General features: G+C 72.7%; 12 protein-coding genes and 1 tRNA gene. 5 read left to right on the top strand and 8 right to left on the bottom strand.

The features are described 5' to 3' along the window. Positions 1–2: 2 nt before the first annotated feature. On the bottom strand, positions 3–422 hold the full coding sequence (locus tag KBY47_RS16070) for a peptidoglycan-binding protein (protein ID WP_210921801.1): 420 nt from the start codon (positions 420–422) through the stop codon (positions 3–5). A 237-nt stretch (positions 423–659) separates the two neighbouring features. Between KBY47_RS16070 and KBY47_RS16065 the strand changes: the two genes are divergently transcribed. Beyond that, a complete protein-coding gene (locus KBY47_RS16065) occupies positions 660–1,760 on the top strand; it encodes an LLM class flavin-dependent oxidoreductase (protein WP_210921800.1) in 1,101 nt (366 codons plus the stop codon). Here KBY47_RS16065 and KBY47_RS16060 read toward each other — a convergent pair. Continuing rightward, positions 1,736–3,577: a bifunctional diguanylate cyclase/phosphodiesterase gene (locus tag KBY47_RS16060; protein WP_210921799.1), complete on the bottom strand. Its 1,842-nt coding sequence runs from the start codon at positions 3,575–3,577 to the stop codon at positions 1,736–1,738. The two genes, KBY47_RS16065 and KBY47_RS16060, sit on opposite strands and share 25 nt — an antisense overlap. Positions 3,578–3,950: 373 nt before the next feature. Here KBY47_RS16060 and KBY47_RS16055 point away from each other — a divergent pair, with 373 nt between their 5' ends. Beyond that, a complete protein-coding gene (locus KBY47_RS16055) occupies positions 3,951–5,324 on the top strand; it encodes a M6 family metalloprotease domain-containing protein (RefSeq protein WP_374103085.1) in 1,374 nt (457 codons plus the stop codon). Between the two features lie 59 nt (positions 5,325–5,383). Here KBY47_RS16055 and KBY47_RS16050 read toward each other — a convergent pair. The 5 genes from KBY47_RS16050 to KBY47_RS16030 form a co-directional block, all read right to left on the bottom strand. Continuing rightward, positions 5,384–5,457, bottom strand: a tRNA-Lys gene (locus tag KBY47_RS16050). After that, a complete protein-coding gene (locus tag KBY47_RS16045) occupies positions 5,448–5,981 on the bottom strand; it encodes a hypothetical protein (protein ID WP_210921798.1) in 534 nt (177 codons plus the stop codon). The genes KBY47_RS16050 and KBY47_RS16045 overlap by 10 nt, the downstream gene beginning before the upstream one ends. A gap of 115 nt (positions 5,982–6,096) precedes the next feature. Further along, positions 6,097–6,462 carry a hypothetical protein gene (locus tag KBY47_RS16040; protein ID WP_210921797.1) on the bottom strand — a complete coding sequence of 122 codons (366 nt, stop codon included), beginning with the start codon at positions 6,460–6,462 and terminating at the stop codon, positions 6,097–6,099. A gap of 108 nt (positions 6,463–6,570) precedes the next feature. Continuing rightward, positions 6,571–7,302 (bottom strand): aspartate/glutamate racemase family protein, encoded by a 732-nt coding sequence (locus tag KBY47_RS16035; protein ID WP_210921796.1) that lies wholly within the window; start codon positions 7,300–7,302, stop codon positions 6,571–6,573. 49 nt (positions 7,303–7,351) lie between these two features. Continuing rightward, positions 7,352–8,173, bottom strand: a complete 822-nt coding sequence (locus KBY47_RS16030; protein WP_210921795.1) for an aspartate/glutamate racemase family protein — start codon at positions 8,171–8,173, stop codon at positions 7,352–7,354. 187 nt (positions 8,174–8,360) lie between these two features. On the opposite strand from KBY47_RS16030, the gene KBY47_RS16025 reads away from it, so the two are divergent. Both KBY47_RS16025 and KBY47_RS16020 read left to right on the top strand, forming a co-directional pair. Continuing rightward, a complete protein-coding gene (locus KBY47_RS16025; RefSeq protein ID WP_210921794.1) occupies positions 8,361–9,308 on the top strand; it encodes a D-2-hydroxyacid dehydrogenase in 948 nt (315 codons plus the stop codon). 34 nt (positions 9,309–9,342) lie between these two features. Beyond that, entirely contained in the window at positions 9,343–10,779 is a 1,437-nt protein-coding gene (locus tag KBY47_RS16020) for an amidase (protein WP_210921793.1), read from the top strand. Here KBY47_RS16020 and KBY47_RS16015 read toward each other — a convergent pair. Beyond that, the gene (locus KBY47_RS16015) at positions 10,760–11,254 is read right to left on the bottom strand and encodes a DUF3830 family protein (protein ID WP_210921792.1); all 495 of its coding nucleotides are present in this window, start codon (positions 11,252–11,254) and stop codon (positions 10,760–10,762) included. The two genes, KBY47_RS16020 and KBY47_RS16015, sit on opposite strands and share 20 nt — an antisense overlap. A gap of 178 nt (positions 11,255–11,432) precedes the next feature. On the opposite strand from KBY47_RS16015, the gene ehuB reads away from it, so the two are divergent. After that, on the top strand, positions 11,433–12,335 hold the full coding sequence (ehuB, locus tag KBY47_RS16010) for an ectoine/hydroxyectoine ABC transporter substrate-binding protein EhuB (RefSeq protein ID WP_210921791.1): 903 nt from the start codon (positions 11,433–11,435) through the stop codon (positions 12,333–12,335). The last annotated feature ends 4 nt before the right edge of the window (positions 12,336–12,339 follow it).

The raw sequence follows: 12,339 nt of genomic DNA, 5'->3' as shown, positions 1-12,339 counted from the left end.
TACTAGACGGCCAGGCGGATGCAGTAGCTGTCGGTCGTCCTCTTCCACTTCATGGCCACGCGGGTCACCGGCCCGTAGGCACCGTCGACGTCGATGCCTTCGTGCTGCTGCACGTACCTCACGGCCTCGGCCGTCTTCGGGCCGTACACGCCGTCGACGGCGAGGTCCCTCTGGTAGCAGTCGTTCAGAACGATCTGGAGACGCGCGACGCCCTGGGACTCGTAGCCGGAGCCCATGACGCAGTTCCGGGAACCCGTGCCCGTGTAATACGGCTGGCGGAAGGTGCCGTCCGTCGTGGTGATGTTCTTGGCGCCGTCACACTTCGGATAGGCGGCATGCGCGGTGCCGGGCATCGCCACGAGGGAGGCGGTGGCGACCGCCGCCGCCCCGAGGGCGGACGCGGTCTTGGCGCGGAAGTTCATCGATCTCCAACCCAGTCGAGGAGTCGGCCGTGCGGACGACTCCGGCTGATCGGTCAGTTCGTCACCGTGTGCGCTACACCTTTTGTAACGTGAAATGTGCGCGGGAAGGGGCGGCAAAGATGAACAAGGGCTGAACAGCACCCGCTCGGCGCGGCGCGCCGCGCCGCCGGAATAACCCGCCCTCACCTCCTGTTGTCACCCCCGCGACCACCACCGCGACCCAGGAGGCACCCCGCCGTGACCACAGAGCCAGCCGCAGAGATCCGGGGCACCACGCAGGGCACCGCGCCCGTTCCGCTCTCCGTTCTGGACCTGGTCACCGTCGGGGCCGGGCGGACCGCGAGCGACGCGCTGCGGACCAGCGTCCAGTTGGCGCGGCTCGCGGAGGCGCGGCGCTTCCACCGGTACTGGGTCGCCGAGCACCACTCCATGCCGGGCGTGGCGTCCTCCTCCCCCGCCGTGATCCTCGCCCACCTCGCCGCCCACACCGACCGCATCCGGCTCGGCTCGGGCGGCGTCATGCTGCCCAACCACGCGCCGCTGGTGATCGCGGAGCAGTTCGGGACGCTGGAGGCGATGGCACCGGGGCGGATCGACCTGGGGCTCGGGCGGGCGCCCGGTACGGACGGGGCGACGGCCGCCGCGCTGCGCCGGACCGACCGGCTGAACGAGGGCGCAGACGACTTCCCTGAGCAGTTGGCCGAGCTGACCCGGTTCCTCGACGACGACTTCCCCGACGGGCATCCGTACCGGCGTATCCACGCCGTTCCCGGGCCCGTCCAGGCGACCTCCCCCGGCGGGGTGCAGTCGCCGCACCGGCCGCCCGTCTGGCTGCTGGGTTCCTCCGGGTTCAGCGCCCGGCTCGCGGGGCTGCTCGGGCTGCCGTTCGCCTTCGCCCACCACTTCTCCGCGCAGAACACCGTTCCGGCGCTCGACCTGTACCGGGAGACCTTCCGGCCGTCCGCCGTGCTGGACGCGCCGTACGCCCTCATCGGGGTGTCCGCGCTCGCGACCGACGACGAGAAGGAGGCCCGGCGGCAGGTGCGGGCCGCCGCGCTGAGCATGGTGCGGCTGCGCACCGGGCGGCCGGGTCTGGTGCCGTCGCCGGAGGAGGCGGAGGCGTACGAGTTCAGCCCGCTGGAGCGGGAGTTCGTGGACTCCTGGAACGCCAACGTCATCCACGGCACGGCGGACGAGGTGCGGGCCGGTCTCGACGGGCTCCAGAAGCGCACCGGTGCCGACGAGCTGATGATCACCGCCGCGGTGCACGGCGGTGACGTGCGGGTGCGCTCCTACGAACTGATCGCCGACGCCTACGGCTTGCCGGTGGCGGACTGAGCCACGGCGGGCCGCAGCAGCTCGGAGATGCGGTCCGGTGACACCGGGCGGGAGTACAGCCAGCCCTGTCCGGTGTCGCAGCCGATGCGGCGCAGCCGGCTCGCCTGGGCCGAGGTCTCCACGCACTCCGCCGTCACCGTCAGGCCCAGCCGGTGCGCCAGCTGGACCATCGCCTCCACGATGACCTCGTCGGCGCCGGTACCGTCTCCGGCGCCCTCACCCTCGTACTGGAAGCCCTTCACGAAGGAGCCGTCCAGTTTGAGGACCTTCACCGGGAGGCGGCTGAGGTAGGCGAGGTTGGAGTAGCCGGTGCCGAAGTCGTCGATGGCGATGCGCACGCCCATGTCGCTGAGGGCTTGCAGGGCCTGGAGGGGGCGGCCCGCGGAGCCCATGACCGCCGATTCCGTCAGTTCCAGCTGGAGGAGGCTGGGGGCGAGGCCCGTCTCGGCGAGGATCTCCGCGACGTCCGCGACCAGGTCGGAGTCCCAGACCTGGCGGACCGCCACGTTGACGCTGACGAAGAGGGGCGCGTCGCCGGGGTGGTCGAGCTGCCAGCGGCGGGCCTGGCGGCAGGCCGTGGCGAGTACCCAGCGGCCGAGCGGGACGATCGCGCCGTCCTCCTCCGCCAGTCCGATGAACCGATTCGGCGTCAGCAGGCCGAACTGCGGGTGGTCCCAGCGGACCAGGGCCTCGACGCCGTTGAGGCGGCCGTCGGCCATGCCGACCAGGGGCTGGTAGTCGAGGACGAACTCGCCGCGGTCGATCGCCGGGCGGAGCGTGGAGGCGAGGGCCTGACGGGTCATGCGGTGGGCGTTGCGCTCGGGGTCGAACAGCGTCCAGCGGGCCTTGCCGTCCGCCTTCGCCCAGTACAGCGTCGTGTCGGCGGCCTGCATCAGGCCGGTGGCCGTGGTGCCCGCCGCCCGGCGTTCCACCACGCCGATCGAGGCGGAGACGGACAGGCGCCGACCGGCGAGGTCGAAGGGCCGCTGGAGCGCCGTCAGCGCCGACTCGGCCAGGTCGGCGAGTTGTTCGGTGCCGGTGGAGTCCTCCACCAGCAGGGCGAACTCGTCCCCGCCGAGTCTGGCCACCAGCGGGGCGATGGCGCGGGTGTGACCGGCCTCGTCGGCGCAGCGGGTGAGGCGTTCGGCGACGGCGGCCAGCAGTCGGTCGCCGACGCGGTGGCCGTGGGTGTCGTTGACCGCCTTGAAGCCGTCGAGGTCGAGGTAGCACAGGCCGATGCGGCCGGTGCCGCCGCGCTCGTAGGCGCCCGCCTCGACAGCGGCCGACAGGCGTTCGAAGAACAGGGTGCGGTTGGGCAGCCGGGTCACCGGGTCGTGCATCTGCAAGTGGCGCAGTCTGGCCTGGAGTTCGCGGCGGGCGGTGATGTCGGCGACGGAGAGCAGCACGCCCTGGGCCAGCGGGGAGACCGTCACCTGCACCCACACCGAGTGCCCGTCGGGGTGTTTGATCCGGCGGGAGCAGCGCAGCCGGGCCTGGCGGCCGCGCAGCACCTCGCGGTACGCGTGCCAGCTGCGGGTGTCGGCCGCGAGGTCGACCAGGTCCGCGGCGACGCGTCCGACCAGCCGTTCGGCGCCGGTGCCGAGGAGTTCGCCGAGGGTGTCGTTGGCGCTGACCACCAGGCCCTCACGGTCGACGACGGCCATCGCCAGGGGCGCGGCGCCGAACGCCGACCGGAAGGGCGACGCCGTCCCCTCGCCCGGCTCCTCGGTACGGCGTGACGCCTGATCATCACTCTCAGTCACGGTCAGCCCGACGAGGTCTGCCGCGGGCGTCGGCCCTTCGGACGTTCCGCTCACCGCTCGCTCCCGCAGTGCACTCGATCCGCTCGGTCTCTGGTCGACCTCTGTCCGGCAGGAAATCCGGCAGGAAACTGTCAGGAAAGTGTGCCGATCATAGAGGTTGGGGGCCCGGCCGTGCAGCCGATGTCCAGTGTCCCTTCAGTGTCGCGGACGACACGGAAGTTCTGACAGATCGTTTCTGCCCGCCCCTGCACGGCTTCCACCCTCCCCGGACCGGTTGTGACGTTCCGTGAGCGGTCGGGGGTGTCGGTGTCGGCCATACCCCTTCTCACCCATCTGATGCAGACAAACAGGGCATACGAGCATGAAGTCCCACAGGGTGGATGCGGAGTCCCCTGAACCGCATCCGGAGGTCCCTGTGCAGGTGCCTGTGCCGCCGCCACCTCAGCTCCCCGACGGGGAACTCACAGGGCCCACCGGGCGAACAGGCCTCAAGCGGCTCACCGCGCGCACCCGGGCGGCGCTCAGGGACCTCGGCCGGGCGGCGCTCCGGCCCCGACTGCGCAGCACCGCCGCCGTGTTCACCACCCTCTCCGCGCTCGCCGCCACCTCCGTCGTCACCGACCCCTCCGTCGCCGAACCCCTCGAGGCCGCCCCCTGCGCGCTGCCCCGCACCGACGCCCACCACTCGGAGGGCCTCGACACCTGGAACGCCGCCTACCCGCGGCCCAGCCGCAGCGCGGACGCGGTGATGGTCTTCCTCTCCTTCCCCGACTCCCGGCCGCTGGTGTCACCCAGGCGGCTGGCCGCCGACCACTTCCCGGCCACCAGCCGCTTCTTCAGCCGGGCCTCCTACGGCCGGTTCACCCTGCGCCCGCACCCGCTGCGGCACTGGATCCGGATGCCGCGCCCGTCCACCGCGTACGTGATACAGCGCGACTGGAGCCCGGAGCACCGCGCCGCCTATCTGCGCGACGCCCTCGCCGCCGCCGACGCCCACGTGGACTTCTCCCGCTACGACGTCGTGTACTTCGTCGCCGACCCGGACGCGCCCGGCGTCGACTCCGACGCCACGAAGGTCGTCAACCTGGACGTACCGCTGCGCGCGGACGGCACCGCGATCCGCCGGGTCGTCACCGTGTTCGAGGACCATCCGCCGGACCGCCTGGTGCTCGCCCATGAGACCGGCCATGTCTTCGACCTGCCCGACCTCTACCACCGGCCGGTGGACGGCACCGGCGACTGGGACACCTACGTCGGCGACTGGGACCTGATGGGCAGCCAGTTCGGGCTCGCGCCGGACCTGTTCGCCTGGCACAAGTGGAAACTGGGCTGGCTGGAGCCGCGGCAGGTGGTGTGCGTACCGGCAGGGCGGCCCGGGGAGGTGACCCGGCTGACCCTGGAGCCGCTCGGCGCCGGGCCGGGCCTGCCCGTCACCGGTGCCGCGGGCGCCCCCGCCTTCGGGCTGGGCCGCGGCACCAAGCTCGCGGTGGTCCGCACCGGGCCCGACCGCGCCCTCGCCTTCGAGGCCCGCACCCAGCACGGCAACGACCGGTCGGCCTGCCGGGCGGGGGTCCTGGTGTACCGGGTGCACAGCGGCGCCGAGTCCGGCGACGGCCCGGTCCAGGTGATCGACGCCCATCCGCGCACCGAGGCCTGCTGGGAGAACTCCGTCTACCCGCCCCTCGCGGACGCGCCGGTCGCCCTCGGCGAGAGCTTCACGGTGCCGGGTGACGGCGTACGGGTGGAGGTGGAGGGACGGACGGCTTCGGGGGCCTGGACGGTGCGGATCAGTCGTGCGTGAGCCCGGTGGGTGGGCATGGCAAAGGGCCCCTCGTTCTCGCGAGAGGCCCTTCGTCATCGTGCGCCGCCAGGGACTCGAACCCCGGACCCGCTGATTAAGAGTCAGCTGCTCTAACCAACTGAGCTAGCGGCGCCTGCTGACGTCGTAGACCTTAGCATCCTGGTCGGCGGGGCGCGAAATCGATATCCGCACGCTCGCGCGGGCCGCCCCGACGGCCGCCCAGAGCAGGATCTCCGGGCCCGGCAGCCAGGGGCGCAGGGTGTCGGGGGCGACCAGCCAGCGGGCGTCGGACCCCTCGCCCGCCGGGTCCGGCAGGGGCACCGCGTCGCCGACGCCGTGGCACAGCAGCGGCGGTACGGCCGCCGTACGGCCGCCCGGGCCGCCGGTGCCCCACTCCTCCCAGGCCAGCAGTGAGGGCAGCCGCTGGGCCGTGCCGGGCGCGGCGAACAGCAGCGTCCGGCCGCGGAACACCGCGACCGGCCCCGAGCCGGGTCCGTCCTCCCAGAGCCGGTCCAGCATCCGGCGCCCGAACAGGGCGGGCGCGCTCACCACGTCGAAGACGGAGCCGCAGGGCAGCGCGGCGGTATGGCGGAGATACGTTCCTGCCGAGGCGAGCCAGGCGGTGCCGTCCGGAGTGATCCGAGAACTGCTGCTCATGGCGCATACATCTACCGGCTGTGAGGGTCGCGCTTCGAGGAGTTGCGGGAAGTCGGGACAGCGTAGGGTCCGAGCGGGTATCTTGCCCGCCTGGCATATGCCACACCCGTTCGACTCAGACGGCGTCGGGGCTCTGTCCCTCCCCGCGGCCCCCCATCAGATCGCGGCCGAACTCGACCATCTTCTTCGCGTAGTCCTCGGTCCACTCGGCCCGCTCGGCGATGTCCGCCGCGGTCAGCCGGTCGAACCGGCGCGGATCGGCGAGCTGCGCGGCCGCGACGGCCTGGAACTCCATCGCCCGGTCGGCGGCGGCCCGGAACGCCTGCGTCAGCTCCGTCGACCGCGCCAGCAGCTCGCGCGGGTCGTCGATCGACTCCAGGGCGAAGAAGTGCTCCGGGTCCGAGGCCGCCTGCGCGGGCTCGAAGAGCAGGGGCGCGGGGCGTAGCCGCGGTTCGTTCCGACGCGGCGTGGGCTCCGCCATGTCTACTCCTCCTCGTACGGTTCCGGTGGCGCCGTCTTCCGGCGGGCCACCGTCCATTGTCCCGCGCCCGCGCAAGAGGGCCGGACCACGGGGAAGAGGCGGACGGGTCTACGCCTGGACCAGGGGCTCCCGGGTGAACAGCGCCCCCAGCCGCGGGGCGTTCACCCGGCGGTCCGTCAGGCGCAGGGCCTCCCAGACGGTGACCTGGTTGGCGGTGAGGACCGGCTTGCCCAGCTCCTTCTCCAGTGCGGGCAGGTGGGTGACGGTGTGCAGCGCCGTGTCGGGCAGCAGGACCGCCTGGGCGTCCGGGTGGTCGGCGGCGCGGGCCAGCGCGGACACCTCGGCCGCGCCCCAGGTGCCGACCTCGGCCGCGGTGACGATGCCGGAGCTGTGCACGGCGACGACGTCCAGGCCGCCCGCCCGCAGGAAGTCGGCGAAGAGGCGGGCCACGTCCTCCGGGTAGGTGGCGCCCACCGCGACCCGGCGCGCCTCCATTTCCCGGGCCGCGTGCACGAAGGCGAAGGAGGTGGAGGAGGCCGCCATGCCCGCCGTACGGGCGAGGGCGCGGACCTGTTCGTGGGCGCCCTCCCAGCCGTGCACGAAGCTGCCGCTGGTGCAGGCCCAGACCACCGCCTCGGCGCCGGTGAGCCGGAGTTCCTCCACGCCGGCCGCGAGCCGTTCGGGTGAGCCCATCTCGCGCAGGGCGTCCACGCGGTGCGCGTCCTCACCGATGTCGGTGTGCACCAGGTCCACCCGGACGTCACTGCCCAGCAGCTGCTCGATACGTGGATAGTCGTCCTCGGCGGAGTGGCCCGGGTAGAGGAATCCCAGTGCTGTCATGTCCACCCTTCCCTAGGTGCTTCTTCGTCCGGCGCTTCGTTCAGGTGCTTCATTCCGGCGCTTCGGGGACTTCCGGTGCCCGCGGTACGTCCGGTACCTCCGGTACCCCCGGCAGCACCGGGCCACTCCGTGCCGCCGGGTCCGTCAGCGCCTGGTACGGCCCCACCGCACGGGTACCCAATCGCCGCAGGGCCGCCCACATCGTCACTTGGTTGGCCGAGATCACCGGTATCCGCAGCTCGGCCTCCAGCTGCGGGATGACGTCGTAGGTGGGGAGGTTGGTGCAGGAGATGAACAGCGCCTGTGCGGTGCCGGGGCGGCGCACCGCGCGGCGGGCCATGTCGGCGACGTCCCGGTAGGGGACCTTCCAGATGTGCCGGGTCAGCCCCATGTAGGCGCAGCCCGCGACCGTGACCCCGGCCTGGGCGACGTACGCCTCAAGGGACCGGGTCACCGAGACGGTGTACGGCGTGACCAGTGCGATCCGGTGTACGCCCAGCTCACGCAGCGCCTCCAGGAGGGCACCGGAGGTGGTCACCGCGGGGACGGTGCCCGCGCGGACCATCGCCTCGCACATGGCGCGCTCGCCCGCGAGGCCGCCGACGAAGCTGCCGGAGGTGCAGGCGTAGGCGACGACCTCGGGGGCGACGGTGATCAGGGTGCGGACCGCCTCGCCCAGCGTCTCGTGCTCGCTGACCAGCCGGGCCAGGTCCAGGCTCACCTCGACCGGGACGTACGGGGTGCGGGTGACATGGAGCGAGACGTCGTCCGGTACCCAGCGCCACAGCTCACGGTCGAGCGCGAAGTCGAAGGGCGCCACGACTCCGACACCCCGCTGGGGGCCGGGACCGCCGAGAAAAGTGATGTCCATGGCAACGCACCGGCCTCACGCTGCGGGAGGAGAGGGCAACGGACCGTGCTCAACGGCCGTGTTGACGAAGGTAGGTTCCGGTGCGAGCGTGGTCAATCCGCCCGCGTCACCACCAGGTCAACACCTGGTTAACCCGGTTGTGAGCGGTGGTACGCACCCCCTTCCCCACTCGGAGACGCGCCCGCCGATGACCATGCCCACCCTCCTCGTCCTGGACGCCGATCCCCTCCCCCGCCTCGGGCGGCTCACCGGCCGGGTCCGTGTCGAGCACACGGACGAGGCCGGGCTCGCCGGGCGGCTGCCGTCGGCGGATGTGCTGCTGGTGTGGGACTTCACCTCGCGGGCCGTGCGCGAGGCCTGGCCCGGCGAGGGGCCCCGGCCGCGCTGGGTGCACACGGCGAGCGCGGGCGTGGACCATCTGCTCTGTCCGGAACTGGCCGCCTCCGACACGGTGGTGACCAACGCGCGCGGCGTCTTCGACCAGCCGATCGCCGAGTACGTCGCCGCGCTCGTCCTGGCCATGGCCAAGGACCTGCCGCGTACGTGGGAGCTGCAGCGGGAGCGGACCTGGCTCCACCGGGAGGGGCAGAAGGTCGCCGGGACCCGGGCCGTCGTCGTCGGCTCGGGGCCGATCGGGCGGGCGATCACCGCCACGCTGAAGGCGCTCGGCGTCACCACCGCCCTGGTCGGCCGCGCCGCGCGCACCGGCGTGCACGGCCCGCAGGACCTGGACCGGCTGCTCGCCCGCGCCGACTGGGTGATCGCGGCGGCGCCGCTGACTGAGCGGACGCGCGGGATGTTCGACGCCCGGCGGTTCGGGGTGATGCAGCCGTCCGCGCGGTTCGTCAACGTCGGCCGTGGGCAGCTGGTGGTCGCGGAGGCGCTCGCGGAGGCGCTGGCCAAGCGGTGGATCGCGGGTGCCGCGCTGGACGTGTTCGAGCGGGAGCCGCTGCCGCCGGACAGCCCGCTGTGGGACGTACCCGGGCTGATCGTGTCGCCGCACATGAGCGGGGACACCGTCGGCTGGCGGGATGAACTCGGCGTGCAGTTCGTCGAGATGTTCGAGCGGTGGGCGTCGGGCAGGCCGCTGCCGAACGTGGTCGACAAGCAGCGGGGATACGTCCCCGGACACTGACGTTGTGACGTTCACTGACGTTCCTGGAGGGTGGATGAGCGACCTCGACCTCACCCGGCTGACCGCCGTACGGCTCCTGGACGGCTACCGCGCGGGCGAGTTCAGCCCGGTCGACGTGGCGCGGGCGGTGCTGGAGCGGGCCGAGCGGATGCAGCCGGAGGTGAACGCCTTCGTGCGGCTGACCGGCGAGGACGCGCTCGCGCGGGCCCGGGAGTCGGAGGAGCAGTGGCGGCGCGGCGCGCCCCGCGGGCGGCTCGACGGGGTGCCGGTGACGGTGAAGGACATCCTGCTGATGCGGGGGCATCCCACGCTGCGCGGGTCGCGCGCCGTCTTGGCCGACGGCCGCTGGGAGGAGGACGCGCCGTCCGTGGCGCGGCTGCGGGAGCACGGTGCCGTCTTCGTGGGGAAGACCACGACGCCCGAGTTCGGCTGGAAGGGCGTCACCGACTCCCCGCTGAGCGGTGTCACCCGCAACCCCCACGATCCCTCCCGGACCGCGGGCGGCTCCAGCGGGGGCGCGGCGGCGGCCGTGGCGCTGGGCGCGGGACCGCTGGCGCTCGGCACGGACGGCGGCGGGAGCGTCCGTATCCCGGCCGCGTTCTGCGGGATCTTCGCGCTGAAGCCGACGTACGGCAGGGTGCCGCTGTACCCGGCGAGCGCGTTCGGCACGCTGGCGCACGTGGGGCCGATGACGCGGGACGCGGCGGACGCGGCGCTGCTGCTGGACGTGATCGGGACGCCGGACGCCCGGGACTGGTCGGCGCTGGGTCCGGCGCCGGGGTCGTACGAGAAGGCGCTCACCGGTGGGGTGCGCGGGCTGCGGGTGGCGTACTCGCCGTCGCTGGGCGGGCAGGTGGCGGTCGCCCCGGCGGTGGCGGCGGCGGTGCGGCGGGCGGTGGAGGGGCTGGCGGAGCTGGGCGCGTACGTCACCGAGGCCGACCCCGACCTCACCGACCCGGTGGACGCCTTCCACACCCTGTGGTTCAGCGGGGCGGCCCGGGTGACGCAGCGGCTCAGCGAGCGGCAGCGGGCGCTGCTCGACCCGGGGCTGCGGGAGATCTGCGCGCGGGGCGCCCGCTACTCGGCGCTGGACTACCTGGCCGCGGTGGACGTCCGGATGGACCTCGGGCGCCGGATGGGCCGCTTCCACGAGTCCTACGACCTGCTGGTCACGCCGACCCTGCCGATCACGGCGTTCGAGGCGGGCGTGGAGGTGCCGAAGGGGTCGGGGCAGCGCCGGTGGACCGCGTGGACGCCGTTCACCTACCCCTTCAACATGACCCAGCAGCCCGCCGCGACCGTCCCGGTCGGCACGGACGCCTCCGGTCTCCCGGTCGGGCTGCAACTGGTGGCCGCCCGCCACCACGACGACGTGGTCCTGCGCACGGCGCACGCGTTGTACGAAGCGGGGGTGGCGTCGGTCGTCGAGCCGCCCGCGGGCGCGGGAGGCCTCAGGCCCTGCGGAACGTGAGCGTCTCCCCCGCCGCCCCGGTCCGCCACAGGTCGTTGCAGGCCTCCGCCATCGCGTCCAGGCCCTCGACCACGCGTCCCCAGACGATGCCCGGCACCCACCCCACGTCGCCGTTGAGGAGGAGGTTGTTGCGTTCGTAGAAGAGGGCGAGGTCGACGAGGGTGGCCGTCGGGGTGACCTCGCGGTCGTAGCCGTAGGCGCGGGTGCCGAGTTCCGCGCCCGCGAAGGTGAAGTAGCAGAGGTCGCCGGGGATCGGGGTCACCGTCGGGTTCTCCAGCGGGGGTTCCGTGGGGGCGAACGGCGGGAAGAGGGCGTAGATCTCGTTGCGGGCGTACTTGGCGTGGTAGACGTCGCCGCTGAGCGGCAGGGCGTCCCAGACCGCGGCGCAGGTGCGGGGGGCGCGGTCGTCGAGGAGTTCGGCGGTGCAGCGGACGTCGCGCTTGGCGAGGGCGATTTCCAGGAAGCGTTCGGCCATGCCCTGACCCTCCCCGGCCACAGGGGTCTCACACCCGTCACGGCGGGACACGGGGAGGTCTCCCCCAGGTCACCGTTGCATCACATCGCCCGGCCGTGGGGCATACCCCACGGCCATCGGGCAGGCGCCCCCACTGGTCGCCCGCACGTCAGGCAAGACTCTGGAGGTTGCACGTCCCATGACCCAGTTCCCGAACCTGTCCCGCAGGGGTTTCCTCACCAGAACCGCGGCCGTCGGCGGCGCCGTCGCCGTCCCCGGCCTGATCACGGCATGCAGCAAGACCGACACCGGAGGCGACGGTGAGGGTTCGCGGCTGGACCAGCTCAAGGAGCAGGGCTACGTCAAGGTCGCCTACGCCAACGAGGCCCCGTACGGCTACGAGGAGAACGGCGAGCTGAAGGGCGAGGCGCCCACCCTGCACCGGGAGATCTTCAAGGCCCTCGGCGTGGAGGAGCTGCGGCCCACGTTCTCCGAGTGGGACGGCCTGATCCCCGGCCTCCAGGCGGGCAAGTACGACGTGATCAGCGCGGGGATGGCCATCATCCCGGAGCGCTGCGAGAAGGCCCTGTTCTCGGAGCCCGAGTTCATCTCACCGACCGCGCTGATGGTGAAGGCGGGCAACCCGAAGAAGATCACCGACCTGGCGTCGGCGAAGGAGGCCGGGGCCACCATCGGCGTGATGTCGGGTGCCGTGGAGAAGGGCTACGCCACCGCCGCCGGGATCTCCGAGGGCGACATCAAGACGCTCCAGAAGCCGCAGGACGGCGCGGACGCGGTCAAGGGCGGCCGGATCGACGCGTTCCTGCTCACCGGCATCTCGCTGAACTGGCTCGCCAAGAACAACTCCGGCCTGGAGGTCACCGACTCCTTCGTGCCGGAGGTCGACGGGGTGAAGCAGTACAGCCCGGGCGGCGCCGTGTTCCGCAAGGGCAGCGAGGACCTGAGGGACGCCTTCAACCGCGAGCTGAAGAAGATCACCTCGGACCCGGACCGCTATGTGCAGCTGGTCGGCGAGTACGGCTTCGGCAAGGACACCATCCCCCCGGCGGACCTGAAGACCGCCGAGCTGTGCAAGGCGTGACGGG

This window comes from Streptomyces sp. B93, assembly GCF_018070565.1.
Taxonomy (GTDB): Bacteria; Actinomycetota; Actinomycetes; order Streptomycetales; family Streptomycetaceae; genus Streptomyces.
Note: the sequence above shows the minus strand (reverse complement) of the source record. Positions and strands in the feature narration are given on the sequence as shown.

What these genes read in the sequence shown, in the direction of transcription:
- KBY47_RS16025 (WP_210921794.1), top strand. Translation starts at nt 8,361, where the DNA reads ATGACCATGCCCACCCTCCTCGTCCTGGACGCCGATCCCCTCCCCCGC.
- KBY47_RS16030 (WP_210921795.1), bottom strand. Translation starts at nt 8,173, where the DNA reads ATGGACATCACTTTTCTCGGCGGTCCCGGCCCCCAGCGGGGTGTCGGA.
- KBY47_RS16070 (WP_210921801.1), bottom strand. Translation starts at nt 422, where the DNA reads ATGAACTTCCGCGCCAAGACCGCGTCCGCCCTCGGGGCGGCGGCGGTC.
- KBY47_RS16045 (WP_210921798.1), bottom strand. Translation starts at nt 5,981, where the DNA reads ATGAGCAGCAGTTCTCGGATCACTCCGGACGGCACCGCCTGGCTCGCC.
- ehuB (WP_210921791.1), top strand. Translation starts at nt 11,433, where the DNA reads ATGACCCAGTTCCCGAACCTGTCCCGCAGGGGTTTCCTCACCAGAACC.
- KBY47_RS16020 (WP_210921793.1), top strand. Translation starts at nt 9,343, where the DNA reads ATGAGCGACCTCGACCTCACCCGGCTGACCGCCGTACGGCTCCTGGAC.
- KBY47_RS16015 (WP_210921792.1), bottom strand. Translation starts at nt 11,254, where the DNA reads ATGGCCGAACGCTTCCTGGAAATCGCCCTCGCCAAGCGCGACGTCCGC.
- KBY47_RS16035 (WP_210921796.1), bottom strand. Translation starts at nt 7,302, where the DNA reads ATGACAGCACTGGGATTCCTCTACCCGGGCCACTCCGCCGAGGACGAC.
- KBY47_RS16040 (WP_210921797.1), bottom strand. Translation starts at nt 6,462, where the DNA reads ATGGCGGAGCCCACGCCGCGTCGGAACGAACCGCGGCTACGCCCCGCG.